Here is a 23,566-nt window from a genome sequence, read left to right on the forward strand (position 1 = left end):
TAAATGGCGAAAGTAGCACCTGAGGCATTTTCAAATTTTCAATCTTCAAATTTTCAAATTAATATGCTCTCCAGGTTTTTTAAAAAATCAACGTCTACGTCAGCGCCAATCCCCGGTTCTTCTGGAACGGTAACAGAAAAATTGTTGAAGGAAAGGCCTCCTTTTACAGGGTCGAGTTTATGGCCGAGCATACAGGTGTCCATATCGTAAAAACGAATATTGTCGGTCGCTTTGGCGAAATGAGCAAAGGCTGTAAGGGCAAGTCTGCTCTCCAGCATGCCGCCCATCATACAGGGGATGTTACCTTGTTTGCAGACCTCACTTATTTTTATCGCTTCAAGAATGCCACCGCTTTTGGCAAATTTTATATTTACATAATCACAAGCCTTTGCAGCAATAAGGCGCTTGGCATCATGATGATCAAACACGCTTTCATCCGCCATTATTTTTACCGGAGAATTTAAAACAAGTTCTGGTAAAACAGGATCATGATGTCTGCGCATCGGCTGTTCGCAAAATTCAACGTCATAGCGACTGATCTCGTTCAACGCAAACTCAGCATCAGCGTAGCTCCAGCCCTGGTTCGCATCTACACGCAGCGTAATGAAAGGATGAACAGCTTCCCTTATTTGTTTTACTCTTTCCACATCTTCAGCAGGATGTTTGCCCAACTTTATTTTAATGATCTGTACGCCACGCTCAATGAATTCTTTCGCTTTTGCGGCCATATTTTCCGGTGTGTCTATGCCGATTGTAAGATCGGTGATCATTTCTTTTTGCTTTGCATTTGGATTAAGAAATGAATACAACGGTTTGCCCACCTGCTTTGCAGCAATGTCGTACAGCACCATATCAAACGCACTTTTAATGGTTGCGTTATAAGCAGTAAATGCATGTAATTCACTCATCCTTGCGGCAATGTCCAGCGCATCTTTGTCCTTCCACAACTGCGCAAAATCTTTTGCCATTACAAAACAAGTCTCCTGTGTTTCACCAACGATCATTGGAAACGCAGAGCACTCCCCTACTCCAACAATGTTCTCGTTTGTGTAAGCCTTTATGAAAATGTTTTGTGCAAAATTCATTGTTCCCGTTGCGATCGTAAAAGGATGCATGGGAATGCTGTATTTGTATATTTCGAATGCTGTAAAAATCAAGATATGTGTTTTGAGTTTTAAGTTTGTGAGCGGTAATAACCGTTCGGTTTTGACTTTTGATTTTTGACTTTTGGGCTTCCACCTTACTTCCCCATTGCCTTAAAAATCGCCAGTGTTTTCGCGCCCTCACGGAGTTGCAATTCATCTCCTACTATAAAATAATTATTGGTAGATTGTATGTAGGCAAACAGTTTTGTTTCCACAGCATTAATTTCAGGAGCACACATTTTTTTGGTGCTTGCAAGGTGGTTCATTCTTAACGAAGCAATGCCTGTTTTATAGTTACCTCGTATAAAATTACATCCTCCGTAACCGGTAAATTTTAAGCCCGTTGTATCAAATTGTATATAAGCACTGTCGCTGATTAATGTGCCATCCATTCTCGTAAGTTTCCATTTCGCATCAGTTAAGGCAACATTAGGCATGTTTTGCTTTCTGTAAATTGTCCGTACGCTGCGTTTTGGCATCGTCGTAGTGACAAGCGAATCGCTGCTTACATTCAACGCTATCATTGTATCACGCACCATTGTTGCAGGAGCGTTGCCCATATTGCTTTCAATTACGAATACAAGTGTGTCGCCAGCGAGCCACCATTTTTTATAATCCAGCGTTGGTGTGTTAATGGATTCTGCAACGCTGTCTTCCTTTAATTTGAAACCTTCCACCTGCCCTACCTTGCCGGGCTTCTGACAAATCCATGCGCCAATAAATTTGCCCGCATCGGGATTTACCTTTTTCGCTTTCACCGCTGCAATAGTGTCTTTGCCTTCATTTTTCGATTGTGACGCATTGTTACATGCGCTCATGAATATCAAAGCAAGAAACAGTACTCCGATAATATTTTTCATCTGTCAATTTTTTTATTGTTTTTAATGGTCAGAGCCCGCCCGAATTGTTCAGAATAATATCATGCCTTAACTGGAAAAGTTCATAGGGTAACCCGATCAGCAATTTATAAAACTGTTTATATATTATTCTTAATAAAAAAAGAACTTATATATATTTTACAAGTCTCTTGCCAATTTGATGCATTTTAACAAATAACCCAATTTATTTAAAAATAACTATTGCCCTTCTATTTTTCTACACTTCAGTTCACTAATCAATCGATTGTGTCATTTTTATTTAAAAAATACTTACCGGTAAAGGGTTTCCGTAATTTTGCTCATTCATTTTTTTAAAATGTCACTATGAATACACTCCCCAAAATTTCTTTTGACAATACGGCTAACGCATTTGAGTACAAGTCCGACAAACTCCTGAAGAAAGCTCGCTTCCTTTTCTCTTGCATGAAAAATAATTTTCTTGTAAAAGCAGGTATAGCCCTTACTCCATTGGCGATCAAATTAAGACTGCCAGTGAAGGGTCTGATCCGTAGTACTATTTTCCAGCAGTTTGTTGGTGGTGAAACACTCGAACAAACAAAATCTGTTGCGGAAACATTAGGCAAATATCATGTCCAGGTTATTCTCGACTATGGTGTGGAAGGCGGCGACGACGGCGAACACGGATTTGATCACGCGACAGAAGAATTTCTGCGCGTTATCAACTATGCCGCTACGCAAAAAAATATTCCGTTCATGAGCATTAAAGTAACAGGTCTTGCAAGATTTGAGTTACTGGAAAATATCAATGCTTTAATGAACAAACAACGAGGTGATCTGCTACAGTGCTATGAAAAAGCCCTCCTACAATTAAGCGCTGAAGAAAAGGCAGAATGGCAAAGAGTTGTGGAGCGTGTTCAAAAAATCAGCCAGGCAGGTTATGAAAAAAATGTCGGCGTTTTGGTAGATGCCGAGGACTCGTGGATACAAGAACCTGTAGATGCACTGACAACGAAAATGATGGAAAAATTCAATCACAAGTCAGTTATTATCTACAATACACTGCAAATGTACAGGCATGATCGTTTGTCGTTCCTGGAAGAAGCATTGCAAATGGCCGTTGAAAGAAAATATGTTCTGGGTGCAAAAATTGTTCGTGGTGCTTATATGGAAAAAGAAAGAGACCGCGCCGAAGAAATGGGCTACCCTTCTCCTATACAACCCAATAAAGAAGCGACGGACAGAGATTACAATGCAGCTGTGGATCTTTGCATCGACAATATCAACAATGTTGCTTTGATAGTTGCTTCGCACAATGAATACAGCAATCTGTTTGTTACCGAACAACTACTTTTAAAAGGCTTCGAATTGGATCATCCTCACGTGCACTTTTCACAATTGTACGGCATGAGCGATAACATCACTTTCAACCTTGCAAAAGCAGGCTGCAGCGTTAGTAAATATTTGCCTTTCGGCCCTATCAAAGATGTAGTGCCTTACCTGATGCGCCGTGCAGAGGAAAATAGCTCACTAAGCGGACAAACAGGAAGAGAGTTGAGTTTGATCGAGAAAGAAATAAAACGGAGAGCCAATTAATAATTAATAATTAATAATTGATAATTAATAAGGCCGCATTCAGTATTGAATGCGGCCTTTGTTTAGATACAACTATAGCTATGTTATTCTCGTATTCGATGCGACACCTATTAGTTCTTAATTATTAATTATTAATTTTCTTCAAATTGGGTAAAAAGCCCGTCAACAATCCTATCAACGGTAAAAAAGCACATACCTGGTACACATGCTGAATGCTTGTCTGATCTGCGAGCTTTCCCAACAGTGCGGAACCAATACCTCCCATACCAAAGGCGAAACCAAAGAACAAACCTGCAATAGTACCCACTTTGCCGGGAATTAGCTCTTGCGCATACACTAAGATAGCTGAGAATGCAGAGGACAATATCAAGCCGATAAATACGCTTAAAATGCCTGTCCAAAAAAGATTAACGTGAGGCAGCAAAAGTGAAAATGGCGCTACGCCAAGTATAGATATCCAGATTACATATTTACGACCGATCTTATCGCCCAAAGGCCCGCCCAGAAAGGTTCCTGCAGCAACAGAAAACAGGAATACAAAAAGATAGATCTGTGCACTTTGCACTGATACATGGAACTTATCGATCAGGTAGAAAGTGTAGTAGCTTGTCATGCTGGCCATGTAGAAATATTTGGAGAAAATAAGCACCAGCAAAATGATTACAGACAGTACAATTTTTGATTTTGGCAAATGATTGTCTGTATTAATTATTATCGATTTTTTACTCTTAATGCGATTGGTGTTTTGCTTATACCATTTCCCGATATTTATCATAATTACTATCGCTACCAAAGCAGCTAAAGAAAACCAGATAACATGTCTTTGTCCTAACGGCACAATGATCGCAGCCGCTAACAATGGACCTAACGAACTACCTGCATTTCCGCCCACCTGAAACAGCGATTGCGCCATGCCATGTTTGCTTCCCGCAGCCATGTGGGCCAGTCTCGAAGCTTCAGGATGAAATATTGACGAACCAATTCCAACCAATGCCACCGATACAAGGACCATTGGAAAAGTTGAAGCGAAAGATAAACAGATCAATCCGCTTAATGTAAAGCTCATGCCTATTGCTAAAGAAAATGGCTGCGGTTTTTTATCGGTGTATAAGCCAACAATTGGTTGTAGTAAAGAAGCCGATAATTGAAACACCAACGTGATCAATCCTATTTGTGTAAAGTTGAGTTTAAGCGATTCCTTTACCAGCGGATAGATTGCCGGAATTAATGATTGCAATGTATCATTCAATAAATGCGAAACGCTTAAAGCAATGAGCACCGAATAAACGGTTTTCTCTGCTAGTTCCTGTGCAACTGTTACCGAAGGTTGTTCTATTGTTTTCATTACCTGGTCAATTTGTAAGATTACTTTTTATGGGTTGCTATACTCTTTGAAATCTTCAAGGCACTCTGCAAATCCTTATCAGCAAAGGCTTTCAGGAGTTGCTCATGCATATCTTGTGTTTCCATGAAAACTTCTGTGCTTTCAAATTTTTCCAAAAACATATTCTTTAAGTGCATGGCGACAGTTTGATAAATCTCCACCATAATACTATTGGCCGATGCCTCCGCAATGACAATATGAAAATCAATATCGGCCTGGATACAAGCCGGAAGATTTTGCGCCTGCGCATATTTTCTTCGCAATAAAACCGCTTGTTTCATTTTCATCACATCCGCCTCGGACCTACGCACCACAGCCATCTCCACGATCTTTTCTTCTATTGCAAGACGCACTTCATTTACTTCATCGAATTTCGCTCTCATCAATCTTTGCGATAAGGGCTCACCAAAGCCTGTTTTGGAAACAATGGTCGTTCCTGTGCCTTGTCTCACTTTTATAAATCCATCATTTGTGAGAATTCTTATCGCCTCTCGTATCGACGAGCGGCCCACGCCAAACTGCTCCATTAGTTCAGGCTCCGTTGGCAGTTTTTCGCCCACTTCGTACCTATCAGAACTGATCAGTTCCTTTAGTCGTCCAGCAACTTCTTCTGCAAGACTCAATTTGCTTATTTTGGCTGCATTCATCATATCATCAGATGTTTACAAAGCTAAAAGTTTGGCTTGTCAAATCATAATTACTTCGGCCTGTTTTGGGGGTAGTTTTCCACAAGCCTAAAATTACGCTGCTATTCAAGCAAAAGTGCCGATTAAAAGGCCCTATCCTGCGGCCAGTATTCAGCTGCTTTCAGCTCAATGCCTTAACTTTGCTCTTATTTTTTTTAAAAAACCCATAATCCACATTTTTTAATATGGCAGATGTTTTTGAAAAACTAGTGAAGGACGGTGGTCCGATAGGTCAGCACATGAAAAGAGCACATGGTTATTTTGCGTTTCCAAAGCTGGAAGGTGAACTGGGGAGCAGAATGACATTCAGAGGAAAAGAAAGAATCGTTTGGAGCTTAAACAACTACCTTGGACTCGTAAACCATCCTGAGGTGAGAAAAGCGGATACAGAAGCTGCTGCAAGATGGGGAATGGGTTACCCGATGGGAGCCCGCATGATGAGTGGTAACACAAAATATCATGACCAACTTGAAAAAGTTTTAGCCGGCTTTACAAAAAGAGAAGACGCGATGTTGCTGAACTTCGGCTACCAGGGTATCATGAGTTGTATTGACGCTTTGGTAAACAGAAGAGACGTTATCGTATACGATGCAGAATGTCACGCTTGTATTGTTGACGGCGTTCGCTTACACATGGGCTATAGCTACACTTTCAAACATAACGATATTGAAGATTGCGAAAAGCAATTGCAACGTGCCGCTAAAATGGTTGAAAAAACCGGTGGCGGTATTTTGTTGATCACAGAAGGCGTATATGGCATGAGCGGCGATCAGGGTAAATTAAAAGAGATCGTTGACCTTAAAAAGAAATATGAGTTCCGCATTTTGATCGATGATGCGCATGGTTTTGGTGCAATGGGTAAAACTGGCGCCGGTACAGATGAAGAACAAGACGTACAGGATGAAATCGACCTTTACTTCTCTACATTCGTAAAATCCATGGGTAGCATTGGCGCATTTATTTCCGGCCGTAAAGATGTTTTGGCTTACTTGCGCTACAATACAAGATCTCAGATCTTCGCTAAAAGTTTACCGCTTATTATCGTGGAAGGGATGTTGAAACGCATGGAAATGCTGCAAACAATGCCTGAATTGAAAAACAGATTGTGGGATGTTACCAATAAACTTCAAAACGGCCTTCGCGAAAGAGGTTTTGATCTTGGTAAAACCAATACAATGGTTACACCGGTGTATATGAAAGGCGACGTTCCCGAAGCAACTGCAATGGTACTGGATCTGAGAGAAAACTACAATATTTTCTGCTCGATTGTAGTTTATCCGGTTATACCTAAGGGGCACATTATCTACAGACTTATTCCTACAGCTGCTCATACAGATGAAGACATCGAATTAACATTGACTGCATTTACTGAAACGAAAAAGAAGCTGGATGAAGGACAATACCGTGTTGCGGAAATTCCAGACATGGCAGAGGCTTTATAATCTTACTTTAATATAAATTTCAAATAAAAAGAGTAGTTCGGCGAACTACTCTTTTTTTATAACTAGTTGTGAATGAACAAAAAAAATCCCGCCTGTTGGGCGGGATGCACTAATCAAATACCATTAACCATTAAACCTTATCCTATGAAAATTCAAATATAAGATGTTGAAATGATAACTTTAGTTGCACTTGTAATTTTTTTTGCAACTTTGATACTTTATTGATCGAAATCAAATCCATTCAGGAAATATAATATATAACCCGAGTACTTCTACTTAATCCCCAGGGTTTAGTGCAAAAAAAAGGGCCAGGATAGAAATCCAGCCCAAATTTTAATCCAATATCCTATGAAAAACCTAAACTAAAGACAACACGGCGTATTGATATGTTGCATATGTTTTCAAATAATTTTAAGATTTTATTTAGACATCATTGCAAATTTCACATTTAATAATTTTACAGATTTCCTTTTCCCGGATTCGCTGGTTTTCTGTGATTATTTATGCAATCAGACAATGATTCCTCTATAATTTTGATATTAGAAAAAAAGGGAACAATGGCAAAAAACAGAATAGTTATAGCAGTAACTGGCGCAAGTGGTTCTATCTACACGAAAATATTGATGGACAAACTCATGCTTTTAAAAGAGCAATGGGAAGAGGTAGGCGTTGTAATGACAGAAAATGCCAAAATAGTCTGGAACACCGAACTCGGAAATGAAGATTATAAAAAGTATCCTTATAAATTTTACACGCAACAGGATTTTTTCGCACCTTTTGCTTCCGGTTCCGGGCAATATAACGTTATGATAATAGTTCCCTGCTCTATGGGCACGCTGGGCCGGATTGCCCAGGGAATTTCAAATGACCTCATTACGAGAGCCGCAGATGTAATTCTAAAAGAAAGAAGGAAGCTCATTTGCGTTGCCAGGGAAACACCCTACAACCTTATCCATATTCGTAACATGGAAACAATTACGCTTGCCGGAGGAATTATTTGTCCCGCTACCCCTTCGTTTTACAGTAAACCCACAACTATAGAAGAAGCCGCAGCAACGGTTGTAGACAGGTTAATTGACCTGGCCGGACTATCTCTGACAACTTTTCGCTGGGGAACGAACTAGTTTAAACGCATAATTGTTATTATATTCAACAAAACTTGTTTGCTTTGTTTAAGTTTGAATATACCACCACCGACTACCGAACCTTTCTGCAAGACTTTGCCGCTGCTTTGGGAACAACTGTTATAAATGACCGCATTGTGTTTCCGGAGCATATAGGTCACGGTTTTATGCAACTGATAGAATTGCCAAACGGTTTGCAAGCTATCATTTCCGACTATACTATTCATGGAACTTACTGCATCAGGCGACTGAAAACGCATGACGATTACTACACATTGCGATACGAGGAGATAACGATCAACGACAACTTCACTTTTCTGATCGATGCGGACGAGCATAAGGAAACAGCCGACAAGCATTCCGCCATATATCTGACAAGCACAATTTTCGATATATCGTATCTCGTAACAAAAGGTGGATCATTAAAAGGTCTCAACGTTATTTTTAATAAAGAATGGTTGGGCAAACATCTGGGTATTACCGACTCCGATGATGTGTTGGGAGCATACATAAATTTAAAAACAGCCAGCAGCAACATAGAACCGCTGGATGCAGAATATAAAAGGCTATTCAACGAGATCATGGAAACCGGCCACGACAACCCTCTCTGGCTCGGTATCGTGCAGAATCGCGTGATGCTGATAATTGAACGTTTCTTTACGCGTTTGTACGACAAGAACCAATCGCTCACAAAGCATGTGCGCATATCCAAGCACGATATTTCAAGCCTGCAGGAAGTGGAAGAGATTCTTACAAAAGATGTGACCGTCTCACCGCCTACTATAGAGGAACTGGCAACTACGGTGGCAATGAGCCCTGCCAAATTAAAGCGCATTTTCCGCGAGGTTTACGATAGCGGCATTTATTCCTACTATCAAAAACAAAGGATGGTAAAAGCGAGGGAAATGCTGTTAACCGGTGATTATTCAGTGAAGGAAGTGGGCATGCACGTTGGTTACTCCAATCTGAGCAACTTTGCCACAGCTTTTAAAAAGGAATTTGGGATTTTGCCGGGAACACTGAAGCACGCGGGGTGATCAGGAATTAGAAAATAAAAAACGCCATTGCAGTAATTGATAAAAACTGAAAGGGGCGCATTCGTTACTGAATGCGACCCTTTGCTTTATATATTTGAAGGTCGGAATCACCTTTCTAATTTCTAATTTCTAATTCCTAACTCCTGATTCCTGGTCTTTAATTCCCAACCTCTCCCTGTGATGCGCTCCTTTCAACATATGCGTCTTGCTTTGCTCAATCGCGTCCATCACTTTTTCAAGAATGTTTTCGGTAGTATCGTTATAATCAATCTCCATGGGTTCTTTAAACCTTACGGTTAGCAAAGACCCCTTCTTTTTAAAGCGCAATCCTTTCTTATCAAAGGCACGCCAAAATCCGCTGATGACCACAGGCACTACAATTGGTTTTGTCTGCTTAATCACCAATGCAGTTCCTTTTCGTCCGGGCGCATAAGCTTTGGTTGTTCCTTGCGGAAAAGTGATTACCCAACTGTTGTCCAAAGCTCGTAATATCTTCCTGGTATCGGATGGATCGAGGCCCTTACGAACTTCTTTTTTATCTTTTTCAACCCATGTGCGTTTTACCGTTATAGCACCTGCAAGCGCGAAAAAACGACTCACCCAATTGGCTTGCATTGTTTCTGCGGCAGACACGAAGTATACATTGGTGAATGGATTGAGCAGATAATATGGAATACCCAGCGTGTTTTTATAACGTCCCCATTTGGATGCGCAAAAAATATGAAGGAACGCAATTACATCAGCAAAATATGTTTGGTGATTGCTCACAAAAAGCACATTGTTCCGGGGAAGAGCTTTAAGATGCTCCACGCCCTCAATTCTAAACTTGTTTACCCACACAAATCTTGGATATGAAAATAGACCAACAATTGTGTAAACTACTTTACGAACAATATTCAAATTTTTCAAGCGAGCAATTATTGGTTGTGAACTCATCTCATGCGTTAATTTTATTCGAAAACAGCGTGCAATTTAAGCGTTTTGAACAATTAATTTACGGAAAAAGTTTTGAGTCATGAGTTTTGAGTAGTAAGTTTTGAATAATAAATTGTAAGATTATTGATTACACACAGCAACTTAAAACCCACTACTCAAAACTCAAAACTTCCCCCCTATCTTTGCGGCACTTAAACACTTAAGATGCTGAACACCGTTATTTTTGATATGGATGGCTTGTTGATCGATTCTGAACCTTTGTGGGAGAAAGCCGGCATTGCTACCCTGGCGCAATACAATGTGGCAATCACACAAGATGAATATCACAAAACAACGGGTTTGCGCACACAAGAGTGGATCGAATACTGGTTCAGGCATTTTAGCATAACCGCACCAGCAAAACCCGCCGTTGACATCATTATTGAAAAGGCAATCGATTCAATAAGAGAATTTGGCAAACCAATGCCTGGCGTTGAATATATTTTCAACTATTTCAGCGAACGGGGATTTAAAATTGGTTTGGCAACTTCGTCTCCAAAAAGTCTGATTGATGTTGTTGTTGCAAAGCTCAATATTGGTCACTACTTGCAAGCCATCACTTCTGCCGAGCATTTGCCTTACGGTAAACCACATCCCCAGGTGTTCCTTAACTGCGCCGAAGCCCTAAATTCATCTCCTTTGGAATGCATATGCTTCGAAGATTCTTTTAATGGTATGATCGCCGCAAAAGGCGCACGCATGAAATGTGTGATCATTCCTGCTCCTCAGCAAAGAAACGAACACAAGTGGGAAGCCGCAGATCTTAAGCTTTCATCATTGTTAAACTTCAACGATCTGCTGCTTGAAAGACTAGGTAAGTAAGCACTGTCGAAATGAAACCTTTACTACCTCTTCCTTTGACCGCGTGCTATCTTGTTCAATCTTCCCTTGAATTGACTTCTACCATTCATGAATACTTCAAGGATGATTCGTCCTACGGGTAAGTTCGACAGGCTATAAACATAATCTCCGCTTTTCACATTTTGATATTCGTGCGTTTCGTAGATCTTGCCATCAACCGTGATTTCTACCCGCATATTGCTCGTTGTGTTGGACACAAAATTCAGTTCGGTATTTTCCGCCGTCAATCGTGGATATAGCGAGAAAGCGTACTTACCCTGAACGGTATCATTTACAAATTTTGAAGATGAGCGAAAGGCAAGCTTTTCACCGTCACCGCAATCACTTTCAAAAGCATGAATCAAAGTGCCTTTCATATCAAACAACCGTAAATATCCATCACCATTCTGAGGCTCGGCCCAAAACTGCAACCCATCCCCTCCTTTATCATTAAGACACAGTTCATAGAACCCATCTTTTAGTTTAACCGTATCAGTGATAACAACATTGGAATCTTTTGATGCCGGTTTTATCTTCAAAAGCGTATCAGAAAGGTTTGTCAAATAAATTTCATTATCAGCAGGTTTGTTGTTCGTTTTTAACTGCATTACAAATTCGTTGGGAAGATTTTTGGGGGCATTGAAATTCGTCGTCATTTCATTATCTCCCATCCACGCGTCTGTTTTGCCATTGGGTTTGGAAAGCGTCACTGTAAATGTGTTTTTGCCTTCCTTCATTTGAATTTCACCAGGAAGAATTATTTCGGTAGTTTGATCAAACTTCAAGTTTCCTTTCCAATTATAAACCTTTTTTGCAAAGCCGTTAGTTCCGTAAGTTATAGTAACCGAGTGAAGGTCCTCGGAGCCCAAATTACGGATAGAGAAACGTGGATCAAAACTCGCGGGGTTTAGTCTAAAAAAACGCTGCTCATCGTTCGGAACTAAAACCTTATCAATAGCTACATCATTCTTATGCAAAGGTTTTGAGTAATGAAAAAGATAAGCTGAAATATCTTCCACGGCCTGCACATTATCCGTAGCCGTGTAAGGCTCCATTGTAAGATTAACCTTATGTTCGCCCGGTTTGACAAATTCATCAATTACATCAGGCTCCTGCAAATCGCCCGGGCACCAATATGCCCTATGATAAATCCAGGTTCCACCCTGCGGATAAAGCGCGTTGTTTCCGCAGTCTTTCCACATATCGCGGCGATCAACCAGCTTGCCATCAAGTCTCAATTCACGCCAGCGTTGGCAAAATTCGCTGCATCCCTTCGGCTTGTCCATGCCATGCCCGGTATGCTGGATCCTGATGCGGTTCAATGCCGTTCCAGCGGGAGACTGATATGTAACGGGCAGCAAACTATCTTCAATTTTTGCTTTGGCATCACCATATTTGTATCCTTTGTTCCAAAGAGGAGTAACACCAAGCGGAGTAACAACCGGCGGCCCTTGTGTAATTTCAAAATTGATGGTTAATGACCATCCGACATTTGCAGATTCATAGCCCGAATGAACATATACAATTTCAACACTGTCGCGGAGAAATGTTGCAAAATCTGTCACATCAACTTTCCATTGCCAACTCCAACCTTTGTCATAAATACTTCCATATGGCGTAAGCATTCTGCCCAGCTCATAATTAATTGTTTCACCATTTACACCACCCTTCTTCCGAAGCATAATATGGTCGAGATAATCCCAATGCGCAGTTGTCATGCTATCGGGCAACGGGCTTCCCAAAGTAACATTCATGATTATTTTTCGAACTGAAAAACTGCCGGCGGGAAATACGCCCCATTGAGGATATGGATTGGATCCTGTTTTAACATTACAAACAATGGTGGTACGATTGTGTGTAGTAACATCCACAACCACGGGCTTTTGAGCAAAAGCTGGTATGACCACACAGGCAAGAATCGCTAAGATTAAATACTTCATTTGGCAATTGAATTCAAGCAAATGTCGAAATTAACCTCATCTCAACAAAGTCCTGAATTGACAAAGTACTCCATAATAGTAACACATACACATCTGGAAAGCTATCACCATTGGCCAATATAATTGTAGAAATGAGGCATTGACGGCACGAGTAAATCAAACCTACCGTTTTCCAGTTCAACTTTGTTTCCGTTTAGTATACCGGTCATTTCGAATGTGCCTGAGATAATAGTGCCCATTTTCTTCTTATCTAAAATCAAACTGCGAACACTGGAAAAATTAATACTTCCTGACTGGGCATTAATGACCGTACTCCCTATTCTTATTTTGACTGAGTCTCCTTTCAAATTGAAGGACCGTTTACCAAATATCACAAGATCGTCGTCACTAACTATTACATTTTTAGTAATAAGAAAGTCAATTTCCAAAGGTTGGTTTGTGTAATCATTGCCTTTAAAATGAATGACGGTGGAGTCGTTAAATGTTCCTACGATAAACTCAGCATCGGATGAGATATTGTTTTGGTTTTTTGACGAAACCCAGATCTTTGAGTTATAATACGCTCCGAATGTATTGTAGCCCAATTCCGAGGAAATAGGCAAACCAGGATTGTCCACATCATTAATGAAAACAGGCTTTTGAAAATTCTGCTCGGTTGTATCCCTATAACAACCTGTACAAAGAGAAATTGTCATGCAAAATATTATTACTGCAGAAAGGTTCCGGCTCATTTTGAATGTTTTATTTTTTTACTTAAAGGATAATACAATGTTCCACTAGCCATTATTCCCGCACGAAGCCTATATGCACCCGCAGTACTGGTGAACGGTACGGGCACTCCAACTTCCATTCTACCATTCAAATGTTCAAGCCTTCCAATACGAAATCCCATACCCGCGTACCCGCTACAGAAAACATCCCGTGTGTTGTCATAATGTTTCGGAAGACTTATACTGCCGCTATAAGCAGAACTATCACTCATTGTAATCTCCGTCAAAGACTTTCCAACGGCAAACTGAGTGGTGATACTTGCCTTAAGATAAAATGCGCCGTTCTTCGGATGAGGAGGTTCGAACCTCACTTCTAAAGGAACACCCAAATATTTTCTAACGGTATAAATGCGATCTACTGAAGCATATTCAACCTGGTTTTGATTTTTATTTACCAGAGCATAAAAAGGATAGCTTCCAATACCAGATTGATTAAATGTAGATGTTTGAAACTGCGAAAAAGAAATTCCAGAGCTCACAAATAAACGCTTGTTCAACGCCCTTTCTACACTGCCTCCAACACTCCATTGGAAGGCATTCGACGAAATTGCGTCCTCGGCACCTGTACTCACTGCGCGGATAAAATTTCCATTATTTGCTTTTGGGTTAAATGCTAACACATTGGTATATGCGCCGACCTGCCAGAGTCCTCTGTTCTGAGCATTCAGAGAAAAAAATGAAGTAAGTAAAGCTATTGCCAACAAAATTCGGTTCATGGGTGGTGAATTGATCTGAAAAAGACTCTACCTGTGACAACAAAACGACGAAGATTGTGGCTTCACTAAATGTTAAAAATTAAAAAGCCCTCCGCTTAGCGGAGGGCTATATAAAGATTAGATGATAATCTTAATTACTGAGCAGCTTCGTCGCCACCTTCCATTTTCTTTTTCAACTCTGCCAATACACCAAGGTCACCTAGAGTAGCTTTCTCTACTTTACCTTGAATGTTCTTAACAGCTTTCTTCGTTTTATCAGCTTCAGCTTTTGCTTCTTTTCTAGCAGCGTCTTTTTCGCTAGCTTGAGCTTGCTCCCAAATACGAGCGTGAGAAAGAACGATACGTTTTTCGTTGCGGTCGAACTCGATAACCATGAACTGTGCAGTTTCATCTGCAGTCACAGTTTTGCCGTCTTCTTTTCCAAGGTGACGAGCAGGAGCGAAACCTTCTAAACCGTAAGGTAATTGAACGATAGCGCCTTTGTCATCTTTACGGATAACAGTTCCTTCGTGCAGTGTACCAACAGCAAATGTGTCTTCCAATGCATTCCAAGGATCTTCTTCCAATTGTTTATGACCAAGTTGCAATTTGCGGTTTTCTTTGTCGATACCAAGGATGATGATGTCGATGTGCTCACCAACTTTAGTGTACTCAGATGGGTGATTGAAACGTTTCAACCAGCTCAAATCGCTGATGTGGATCATACCACCGATACCTGGCTCAAGTTCAACAAATACACCGTAAGGAGTGATGTTTTTCACCAAACCTTTGTGTTTGCTGTCAACTGGATATTTAGTTTCGATCTCGTTCCAAGGATCTGGAGTCATTTGCTTGATAGACAAGCTCATTTTTCTGCTATCCTTGTCAAGAGTTACGATCTTAGCTTGATGCTCATCGCCTAATTTGAAGAATTCTTTAGCGTTGATTGGAGTGTTAGCCCATGTAATTTCACTTACGTGAACCAGACCTTCAACACCTGGCAAAATTTCAAGGAAAGCACCGTAATCTTCGATGTTTACGACTTTACCTTTTACAACTTCACCTTCTTTAATTGCTTCAGGCAACACATCCCAAGGATGAGGAGTCAATTGTTTCAAACCAAGGCTGATACGTTTTTTGTCGTCGTCGAAATCCAATACTACAACGTTCAGTTTTTGGTCCAGTTTCAACACCTCTGAAGGGTGTGTGATACGTCCCCAGCTGATGTCTGTGATGTACAACAAACCATCTAAGCCGCCAAGGTCCATAAATGCACCAAAGTCTGTGATATTTTTGATTGTACCTTCCAACACCTGACCTTTCTCCAGTTTGCTCATGATCTCTGCACGTTGTGCTTCGATATCGCTTTCGATCAAAGCTTTGTGAGAAACTACAGCATTTTTAATTGCTTCGTTTACTTTCACTACTTTGAACTCCATGGTCTTGTTAACAAACTGATCGTAGTCTGTAACTGGTTTAACGTCAATTTGAGAACCTGGTAAGAATGTTTCCATGCCAAACACATCAACGATCAAGCCGCCTTTGGTTTTGCTGGTAACAGTACCGGTAACAATTTCGCCAGTTTTGTGAACTTCCACAATTCTTTCCCAAGCACGAGTAATACGAGCTTGTTTGCGGCTAAGGTGTAAATTACCTTCTCTGTCTTCTTTTTCAACTACCATAACCTCAACTTCATCACCTACTGAAAGGTTTTGAAGATCGCGGAATTCGTTGAAAGAAACCAATCCGTCGCTTTTAAAGCCAATGTTGATAACAACATCAGTTTTAGTCAATGCTACAACAGCACCTTTAACCAATTCACCGTCAGTGATTGTTACAAAAGTATTGTCGTAAACTTTGTCGTACTTTTCTTTTTCAGCCTGGCTGTAAGTAGAAACGTTACGTTTGTCAATGCTCCAGTCGAAATCGTCGTGAGCAGTTTGAACAGGTACATTTGTTGTCGCTGTAGCTACTTCTGCAGGTTGTGCAGCAGCAGACTCCTGTCCTTCAGCGTTTGAGTTAATAATTTGATTTTCAGACATGATAATTCCCAATGGTTTTTTATTTGGGATTGCAAAGATAGATTAAAATAACGACCTGACAAGGTTTTCAGCCTTTTTACGCATAATTTTTCCCTTGATCAACACCGCCAAAATAAAATGTTATCAGATTGATACTCATCTATTTGCAGTATTAACAAAAAGGAATGCCTGATGGCATTCCCTGTGGTTTTAGATATCGAAATTGGATTTCAGCGTTAAGCTGCAAAAATTACGTTGTCATGTTATCTAAACGGCCTGATTTTCTTAATGTACAGCGCTTTTTTAGTTTGAGGTAACCAGTGTACTTCTATCCAATCCCACATTTGTATCTGATCGCTATGTTTTGAGCTAATAGCTCCGCCAAAAAACACTTTTTGACCGTCCAGGGTAAAGTAGGAATTGTTCAGAAATTGATTTTTTCTCGAAAATTTATCGGTAATGATGCCAGCGTAGACATACTTGTTGCTATTCATCATACTTCTATGATAGTCAACGTATGCATTTATCATGGCAAGCGGAAGTATGCTTGCTATCATACAAATTAATACCTCACCGATTGACCAATTATTATTTTGAATAAAGAAAAATACAAGCACTGACAGGAAAGCTATTGTTACAAAAAGTGTAACTAAAAACGCTATAGTCATATTTCTCGACAATATCCTTTTGTCAGTAGTATCTAGCGGAAGTTTTTTGGTGATCATGGTAATGTTAGTTTATAAAACGAAAAACTGTTTCCGGTTCGTTAGCTAGATCGCTAACATGAAAACAAAGTTCAATTTGTTTTATAAATTCGCTTTCTACATTTCGTCAAAAAACTATCGAAAAAAGGCAAGAATTCTACTGCACCTTTGCAATTGCATTTCCGGCAATAAAACCAGTTGTCCATGCATTCTGAAAGTTAAACCCACCCGTAATGCCATCTACGTCAATTATTTCGCCTGCAAAAAAAAGGTTGTTTACTTTTCGGCTCATCATGGTATTGCTGTCAATTTCACTAAGATTAATGCCTCCTGCTGTAACAAACTCTTCTTTGAAAGTTGTTTTGCCATTTACAATATGCTCCTGGGCGCAGATATTTTTGATCAATTTGTTTTGCTCTTTTGTGGGAAGGTCTGCCCAATTAATATTTGCTTTTACTTCTGATTGTTCTAGCAAATACTCCCACAAACGCTGAGGTAATTGGAAAGGATTTTTATTTATAATTTTTTGTGAAGCTTTTTCAAATCTGTATTGCTGAATAAATTCTCTCAAAGAATTTTCATTGTATTCCGGAACCCAGTTTACAACAATTGAAAACGAATAATTTTTCTCGGCAAACTCTCGTGCACCCCATGCACTAAGCTTCAAAACTGCAGGGCCACTCATCCCCCAATGCGTTATCAAAAGAGGGCCTTGTTGTGAAAGCTTTGAACCAACGATTTTCACCAATGCATTCTCAACACTAATGCCCATGAGGTTCGTTATCTTATTACCTGGCATATTGAATGTAAATAAAGAAGGTAAAGGCGAAATGATGCCGTGCCCAGTTTCTTTGAGCCAATCAAACATTGAAAGTTTTGGGAAACCTCCACATGCAATGCATATAAAATCCGATTCAAAATTTCTGCCATCTGCAAATTGCAAAAGAAAAGTATCGCTTGCAGTTTCAATCTTTTTTACATCAGCATTTAGAAGAATCTGAATCTTATGTTTATTAGCTTCACGAAGCAGGCAATCAATAATTGTTTGAGAAGAATCTGTCACCGGAAACATTCTGCCATCTTCTTCAGTTTTTAGTTCAACGCCCCTTTGTTTAAACCACTCGATCGTGTTTGTTGTAAAAAAATGATGAAAAGTTTTCTTTACAAAATTTCCTCCACGAGGATATTTTTTTGTCATTTCTGCTATCGAAAAACACGCATGCGTAACATTACATCTTCCTCCACCACTAACCTTCACTTTGCTAAGAAGTTTACTGCTTTTTTCTACAATTATTACCTCCAGTAAAGGGTTTGCAATTGCTGCATTAATGGCACAAAAAAAACCGGCCGCCCCGCCTCCGATAACGATAAGTCTTTTTCTTTTCATCGTGTCAAATGTATGCGACAATTCACTAAAATAAAAGACTGTCGTATTACCGACTCTCAATTATTTATCAAAAGAAGGGGCTCTTTTTGTTTCCCCATTTTTTTACATCTAAATAGTCTGCTAATTTTTAAATCAGATTTTCCCCTGCCACTCATCTCTCTCAGCTCTTCGCACAACAGCATCGGCCTGTAGTTTCTTGTTGTAGTACCCACCATATAAAATGGCAATGACAACGAGATTGTACATAAAAAGAATTGATGCGACCAAAGAAAATAATCCCGAAATCAATAACGACAGCAGTGCTACCAGCGACAACCCTAATTCTATTGTCAGAACTAACGGCGCACTTGATCTTAATCGTGCAAGGAGCACGTAAGCTATTATTGCAAAAATGTAAACGGCCATTACGAATACATGTATGAAGTGAAATCCTGCCATCAAAACCAGAAGTTGAATTAAACAGGTGGAAGATAACATCGCTCCGCCGATACCAAAGTAAAGACAGGTATCTTGTTGGGATTGGGTAAGGGTGCTCATAAGATATGTGTTATTCTAAATTTCGGCCAAGATAATACTTCATCAACTTCAATCAAAAAACAAAAGCCACAAATGTCATTGTGGCTTTTGAAATCAATTTCAATCAGATAGTCATCTAAATATAAAAACTAGATCCTACCCTGACTGCTTAATATTTAAAAGTAACTTGAATCCAAATGTGGATTTGCTTTCTCATTCTTTTCAATTTCAGTGAAGGAAGAAAGGACATCCGGGGTTCCTTTTCTGATACAAACATTGTGCTCGTAGTGCGCGGATGGAAGACCATCTTTTGTTCGAACTGTCCAGCCGTCATCATCATAGTAAACTTCTTTTTTACCAAGATTAATCATTGGTTCAATAGCGATCACCAATCCATCACGAAGTTTCTGTCCACTGCCCCTCTTACCATAGTTAGGCACTTGAGGGTCTTCATGTAAACTTTTCCCGAGGCCATGCCCAACCAACTCACGAACCACCCCGTATTTATGTTTCTTCTCTGTGTACTCCTGAATAGCAAATGAAATATCACCTACGCGATTATTAGTAATTGCTTTTTCAATTCCAAGATTCAACGATTCTTTTGTTACCCGAAGCAACTGTTTTACTTCATCACTTATCGAACCGATTGCAAAAGTATAGGCACTGTCCCCGTGAAATCCATTCTTATAAACCCCAACATCTACGGATACGACATCGCCGTTCTTTAACGGGACATCATTTGGAAAACCATGCACAATAGCATCGTTAACTGAGATACAGGTAGCAAAAGGGTATCCTTTATAGTTCTTGAAATTAGGAACAGCTTTATTATCTAGTATAAACTTTTCTGCGATGGCGTCAACCTCCAAAGTAGTCATTCCAGGCTTAAGGATTCTAGCAACTTCTGCAAGAGTAGCACTTACCAGTAAACTGCTTCCTCTCATCAATTCTACCTCCGCCTGCGTCTTATAATAAATCATACGTTTATCTATTTTTCCTCTTAAAAAAAAACCTGACAAGTCTTTTCACTTGCCAGGTTAAATATCATTCGGTAACAAAAGACTAAATTACTGAGGTCTGAGTCGCTTGACGACCTTGTATGCGGCCTGTATTCATCAAGCCATCATACTGCCTCATCAATAACTGAGTTTCTATTTGTTGCAATGTATCCAGAATTACGCCTACCATGATCAATAATGATGTGCCTCCGAAAAATGAAGCAAACCCTTGTGTGACACCGGCCCACTGAGCAAATCCTGGCAGAATACCAGCGATAGCTAAGAAAACCGCTCCTGGTAATGTTATTCTGTCCATAATAGCTCCGATATAATCCGCAGTTGGTTGACCAGGTTTTACACCAGGAACAAAACCGTTATTACGTTTCAAATCTTCTGCTATTTGTTTAGGGTTAAAGATCAGGGCCGTATAAAGAAAGGTAAATGCAATAACAATTACAGCGTAGATGATCATGTGCCAGCCGTTCTTCGGATCTGCAAATATTTTTGCAATACCTGCTTTATTCTCAAAGTTAGAATAAGAAATCAAAGTTGGTAAGAACATGATTGCCTGAGCAAAGATGATAGGCATTACACCAGCACCGTTCACCTTTAAAGGCAAGAACTGACGAGCTCCTCCAAATTGCCGATTTCCAACAATTTGTTTAGCATATTGAACAGGAACTTTTCTAACACCTTGAACTAACACGATCAGCCCCATTATGATTGCGACAAGCACCATAACTTCAAGCAAAAAGATGAGTAGTCCCCCGCCACCTCTAACATTTTGGTGGTCCCACTCTTGCATCAACGCTTGTGGAAGGCGCGCAAGGATACCAACCATGATGATCAAAGAAGTACCATTACCCAATCCTTTATCGGTAATTTTCTCGCCCAACCACATTACAAACAATGTACCTGCAGTTAGAACGATCATTGTTGAAACCCAAAAGAATTCTTTATAGGACTCAAATAAAGCGCTAGAGTTAGTTTGGCGCAAGTATGCTACATAAGCACCAGCTTGTACCATTGTAACACCAACAGTAAGATATCTTGTCCACTGGTTAATTTTCTTACGGCCACTATCTCCGTCTTTTTGGATCTTTTGCATCTGAGGAACAAGAATCGTCATCAATTGCATAAAGATAGAAGCAGAGATATAAGGCATGATACCAAGAGCGAAAATAGAAGCTTGAGAAAACGCTCCACCCGCAAAGGCATCAATTAAACCCAATGCACCGGATTTAGCACCGGCTAAGTTAATTTTGTTAGGATCCAATCCTGGCAATACAATGTGCGCACCCAGTCTGTAAATTAATATAAGAAGTAAAGTAGTGATGATTTTGCTTCTCAACTCTTCTATACTCCAAATATTTTTCAGGGTCTGTATGAGTTTCTTCACGGATTCAAGAAGTTTTTTAAATTAAAATTCTTTTTTTCAAAAACCAAAAACAGGTTTGCCAATACGATTAAAAATCTTTCGCATGCAAACCTGTTTCAAAGTTAAGTAATCAATTTATTAATATCACTTAAGTCAGTCGCATATTTGTAAATATATGCAATAACTCAAGATTCAGAAATTATTTTACCACTTCTACGGAACCGCCAGCAGCTTCGATTGCAGCTTTTGCTTTCTCACTAACAGCGTTTACTTTGAAAGTAGCCTTAGCTTTCAACTCACCGTTTCCAAGAACTTTCACTTTGTCAGTTTGTGCAATCAAGCCGTTCATGTACAAATTCTCCAAAGAGAATTCAGTTATACCATATTTCTCAACCAACTGGTCAATTTGACCTAAGTTAAATACTTTGTATTCAACACGGCTGATATTTTTGAAACCACGTTTTGGAACACGTCTTTGAATAGGCATCTGACCACCTTCGTGAGCCATTTTGCTTTTGTAACCAGCTCGGCTTTGACCACCTTTGTTACCTTTTGTTGAAGTTCCACCTTTACCGGAAGCTTCACCACGTCCAAGACGTTTTTCTTTATGAGTAGCACCTTTTGCAGGTCTAAGAGTATGTAATTTCATCTTTCTTGATTTTAAACTTAACGGGGAATCGCCCCTCGCATTATAATTTGAAAATTTGTGAATTTGAAAATTTGAAAATTAATATGAATCAACTTTTAGAACTGGGTATTGTGACCCAATTTTCAAATCACCATATTTTCAAATTTTCAAATTGCTTAAGCTTCTTCCACTTTCAACATATGGCTAACTTTTCTAACCATACCCAAGATTTGAGGAGTAGCTTCTACTTCTTTAGTAACATGCAATTTGTTTAACCCTAAAGCTTTCAAAGTTAATTTTTGACGCTCCGGTCTGTCAATTGCACTTTTAATTTGTGTTATTTTAATCTTTTTCATGTTAAACCAGTTAAGGTGTAAGGCGTAAATCCTAAAGAAAATTCTCTATTCTTTACTCCTCAACATTTATCCATTAAATACTTTCTTAAGTCCTACTGTACGAGTTTTAGCAACCTGGATTGGTTCTCTCAATAAAGCCAAAGCTTTTACTGTTGCTTTAACCACGTTGTGTGGGTTAGCAGAACCAAGAGATTTAGCCAAAACGTCAGTGATGCCTGCACTTTCCAATACAGCACGCATGCTACCACCTGCGATCACACCAGTACCATGAGCAGCTGGTTTAATCAATACTTTAGCAGCACCTTCTTTTGCAAGCTGATCATGAGGAATAGTACCGTGCATTACAGGAACTTTAATCAAGTTCTTTTTTGCATCTTCAATTCCTTTAGTGATAGCTTCTTGTACTTCTTTAGCTTTTCCAAGACCGTGACCAACAACACCACCTTCGTTACCTACAACAACCAAAGCGGAGAAGCTGAATGCACGACCACCTTTTGTAGTTTTTACAACACGGTTGATTGCAACTACCTTTTCTTTTAATTCCAGGTCGCCGGCTTTTACTTTATTTGCGATTACTTTAGACATTATTTCAATTTGAAATTCGAAATGTAAAAAATTAAATTAGAATTGTAAGCCTCCCTCACGTGCTCCGTCAGCTACAGCTTTAACACGACCATGGTATAAATAACCACCACGATCAAATAAAACTTCTTTTACACCTAATTCAGTTGCTTTACGTGCAATAGCAGCACCAACCAGTTTACTTTTTTCAACTTTAGGAGCTTTTTGCGCTGCGATATCTTTATCTCTAGATGAAGCAGATGCTATTGTAGTGCCAGTTTGATCGTCGATAAGCTGAGCATAAATGTCTGCGTTGCTTCTAAAAATCGCCAAACGAGGTTTAACAGTAGTACCAGCAACTTTTTTACGGATGCGGTATCTGATCTTCTGGCGCCTGATAACTTTAGTATCCATTGTTTTTTATTTTGTTCCTCCGATGCTGCCGGAGGCTAATTTGAAAATTTATGAATTTGAAAATTTGAAAATGTGCTGCGTAATTTTTCTTTTAAGGTTAGAACCAAAATTTTCCAACTACCACATTTCCAAA

Annotated in this window: 23 protein-coding genes; 5 read left to right on the forward strand and 18 right to left on the reverse strand. The window is 39.6% G+C overall.

Going from position 1 to position 23,566, the window contains the following annotated elements:
• Window positions 1–53 precede the first annotated feature (53 nt).
• Window positions 54–1,157 carry a mandelate racemase/muconate lactonizing enzyme family protein gene (locus tag QJ048_RS07745; protein ID WP_282333776.1) on the reverse strand — a complete coding sequence of 368 codons (1,104 nt, stop codon included), beginning with the start codon at window positions 1,155–1,157 and terminating at the stop codon, window positions 54–56.
• An 83-nt stretch (window positions 1,158–1,240) separates the two neighbouring features.
• Entirely contained in the window at window positions 1,241–2,005 is a 765-nt protein-coding gene (locus QJ048_RS07750; protein ID WP_282333777.1) for a lipocalin family protein, read from the reverse strand.
• A 342-nt stretch (window positions 2,006–2,347) separates the two neighbouring features.
• On the opposite strand from QJ048_RS07750, the gene QJ048_RS07755 reads away from it, so the two are divergent.
• A complete protein-coding gene (locus QJ048_RS07755; protein ID WP_282333778.1) occupies window positions 2,348–3,577 on the forward strand; it encodes a proline dehydrogenase family protein in 1,230 nt (409 codons plus the stop codon).
• 124 nt (window positions 3,578–3,701) lie between these two features.
• On the opposite strand, the gene QJ048_RS07760 is transcribed toward QJ048_RS07755, so the two are convergent.
• Both QJ048_RS07760 and QJ048_RS07765 read right to left on the reverse strand, forming a co-directional pair.
• Window positions 3,702–4,922, reverse strand: a complete 1,221-nt coding sequence (locus QJ048_RS07760; RefSeq protein ID WP_282333779.1) for an MFS transporter — start codon at window positions 4,920–4,922, stop codon at window positions 3,702–3,704.
• Window positions 4,923–4,942: 20 nt separating this feature from the next.
• Window positions 4,943–5,611 carry a FadR/GntR family transcriptional regulator gene (locus QJ048_RS07765; protein ID WP_282333780.1) on the reverse strand — a complete coding sequence of 223 codons (669 nt, stop codon included), beginning with the start codon at window positions 5,609–5,611 and terminating at the stop codon, window positions 4,943–4,945.
• 221 nt (window positions 5,612–5,832) lie between these two features.
• Between QJ048_RS07765 and QJ048_RS07770 the strand changes: the two genes are divergently transcribed.
• The 3 genes from QJ048_RS07770 (at window position 5,833) to QJ048_RS07780 (ending at window position 9,250) form a co-directional block, all read left to right on the forward strand.
• Window positions 5,833–7,089 (forward strand): aminotransferase class I/II-fold pyridoxal phosphate-dependent enzyme, encoded by a 1,257-nt coding sequence (locus tag QJ048_RS07770; protein ID WP_282333781.1) that lies wholly within the window; start codon window positions 5,833–5,835, stop codon window positions 7,087–7,089.
• A 557-nt stretch (window positions 7,090–7,646) separates the two neighbouring features.
• On the forward strand, window positions 7,647–8,213 hold the full coding sequence (locus QJ048_RS07775) for a UbiX family flavin prenyltransferase (RefSeq protein WP_282333782.1): 567 nt from the start codon (window positions 7,647–7,649) through the stop codon (window positions 8,211–8,213).
• Between the two features lie 44 nt (window positions 8,214–8,257).
• Window positions 8,258–9,250 (forward strand): helix-turn-helix transcriptional regulator, encoded by a 993-nt coding sequence (locus tag QJ048_RS07780; protein ID WP_282333783.1) that lies wholly within the window; start codon window positions 8,258–8,260, stop codon window positions 9,248–9,250.
• A 129-nt stretch (window positions 9,251–9,379) separates the two neighbouring features.
• Here QJ048_RS07780 and QJ048_RS07785 read toward each other — a convergent pair whose 3' ends face one another.
• Window positions 9,380–10,186, reverse strand: a complete 807-nt coding sequence (locus QJ048_RS07785; RefSeq protein ID WP_282333784.1) for a lysophospholipid acyltransferase family protein — start codon at window positions 10,184–10,186, stop codon at window positions 9,380–9,382.
• A gap of 204 nt (window positions 10,187–10,390) precedes the next feature.
• On the opposite strand from QJ048_RS07785, the gene hxpB reads away from it, so the two are divergent.
• On the forward strand, window positions 10,391–11,047 hold the full coding sequence (hxpB, locus tag QJ048_RS07790) for a hexitol phosphatase HxpB (protein WP_282333785.1): 657 nt from the start codon (window positions 10,391–10,393) through the stop codon (window positions 11,045–11,047).
• A gap of 23 nt (window positions 11,048–11,070) precedes the next feature.
• Here hxpB and QJ048_RS07795 read toward each other — a convergent pair whose 3' ends face one another.
• The 13 genes from QJ048_RS07795 to rplR all read right to left on the reverse strand — a co-directional run bounded on the left by QJ048_RS07795 (window position 11,071) and on the right by rplR (window position 23,433).
• Window positions 11,071–13,005: a peptide-N-glycosidase F-related protein gene (locus tag QJ048_RS07795; protein ID WP_282333786.1), complete on the reverse strand. Its 1,935-nt coding sequence runs from the start codon at window positions 13,003–13,005 to the stop codon at window positions 11,071–11,073.
• A gap of 104 nt (window positions 13,006–13,109) precedes the next feature.
• On the reverse strand, window positions 13,110–13,736 hold the full coding sequence (locus QJ048_RS07800) for a hypothetical protein (RefSeq protein WP_282333787.1): 627 nt from the start codon (window positions 13,734–13,736) through the stop codon (window positions 13,110–13,112).
• Window positions 13,733–14,491: a hypothetical protein gene (locus QJ048_RS07805; RefSeq protein ID WP_282333788.1), complete on the reverse strand. Its 759-nt coding sequence runs from the start codon at window positions 14,489–14,491 to the stop codon at window positions 13,733–13,735. The genes QJ048_RS07800 and QJ048_RS07805 overlap by 4 nt, the downstream gene beginning before the upstream one ends.
• Window positions 14,492–14,625: 134 nt before the next feature.
• Complete coding sequence (rpsA, locus tag QJ048_RS07810; RefSeq protein WP_282333789.1) at window positions 14,626–16,512, reverse strand: 30S ribosomal protein S1; 1,887 nt, start codon at window positions 16,510–16,512, stop codon at window positions 14,626–14,628.
• 242 nt (window positions 16,513–16,754) lie between these two features.
• Window positions 16,755–17,048 (reverse strand): hypothetical protein, encoded by a 294-nt coding sequence (locus QJ048_RS07815; RefSeq protein WP_282333790.1) that lies wholly within the window; start codon window positions 17,046–17,048, stop codon window positions 16,755–16,757.
• A 304-nt stretch (window positions 17,049–17,352) separates the two neighbouring features.
• A complete protein-coding gene (locus QJ048_RS07820; protein ID WP_282333791.1) occupies window positions 17,353–18,582 on the reverse strand; it encodes a BaiN/RdsA family NAD(P)/FAD-dependent oxidoreductase in 1,230 nt (409 codons plus the stop codon).
• A 132-nt stretch (window positions 18,583–18,714) separates the two neighbouring features.
• Window positions 18,715–19,119: a hypothetical protein gene (locus QJ048_RS07825; protein ID WP_282333792.1), complete on the reverse strand. Its 405-nt coding sequence runs from the start codon at window positions 19,117–19,119 to the stop codon at window positions 18,715–18,717.
• Window positions 19,120–19,274: 155 nt separating this feature from the next.
• Window positions 19,275–20,078 carry a type I methionyl aminopeptidase gene (gene map, locus QJ048_RS07830; RefSeq protein ID WP_282333793.1) on the reverse strand — a complete coding sequence of 268 codons (804 nt, stop codon included), beginning with the start codon at window positions 20,076–20,078 and terminating at the stop codon, window positions 19,275–19,277.
• Between the two features lie 82 nt (window positions 20,079–20,160).
• Window positions 20,161–21,495, reverse strand: a complete 1,335-nt coding sequence (gene secY / locus QJ048_RS07835) for a preprotein translocase subunit SecY (RefSeq protein WP_282333794.1) — start codon at window positions 21,493–21,495, stop codon at window positions 20,161–20,163.
• A 178-nt stretch (window positions 21,496–21,673) separates the two neighbouring features.
• Entirely contained in the window at window positions 21,674–22,123 is a 450-nt protein-coding gene (gene rplO, locus QJ048_RS07840) for a 50S ribosomal protein L15 (protein ID WP_282333795.1), read from the reverse strand.
• Window positions 22,124–22,278: 155 nt separating this feature from the next.
• On the reverse strand, window positions 22,279–22,458 hold the full coding sequence (gene rpmD, locus QJ048_RS07845) for a 50S ribosomal protein L30 (protein WP_282333796.1): 180 nt from the start codon (window positions 22,456–22,458) through the stop codon (window positions 22,279–22,281).
• Window positions 22,459–22,524: 66 nt separating this feature from the next.
• A complete protein-coding gene (gene rpsE / locus QJ048_RS07850; protein WP_217792274.1) occupies window positions 22,525–23,043 on the reverse strand; it encodes a 30S ribosomal protein S5 in 519 nt (172 codons plus the stop codon).
• Between the two features lie 36 nt (window positions 23,044–23,079).
• Complete coding sequence (rplR, locus tag QJ048_RS07855) at window positions 23,080–23,433, reverse strand: 50S ribosomal protein L18 (protein ID WP_282333797.1); 354 nt, start codon at window positions 23,431–23,433, stop codon at window positions 23,080–23,082.
• Window positions 23,434–23,566: the final 133 nt, after the last annotated feature.

Source organism: Pinibacter soli (assembly GCF_029961145.1).
Taxonomy (GTDB): Bacteria; Bacteroidota; Bacteroidia; order Chitinophagales; family Chitinophagaceae; genus Pinibacter; species Pinibacter soli.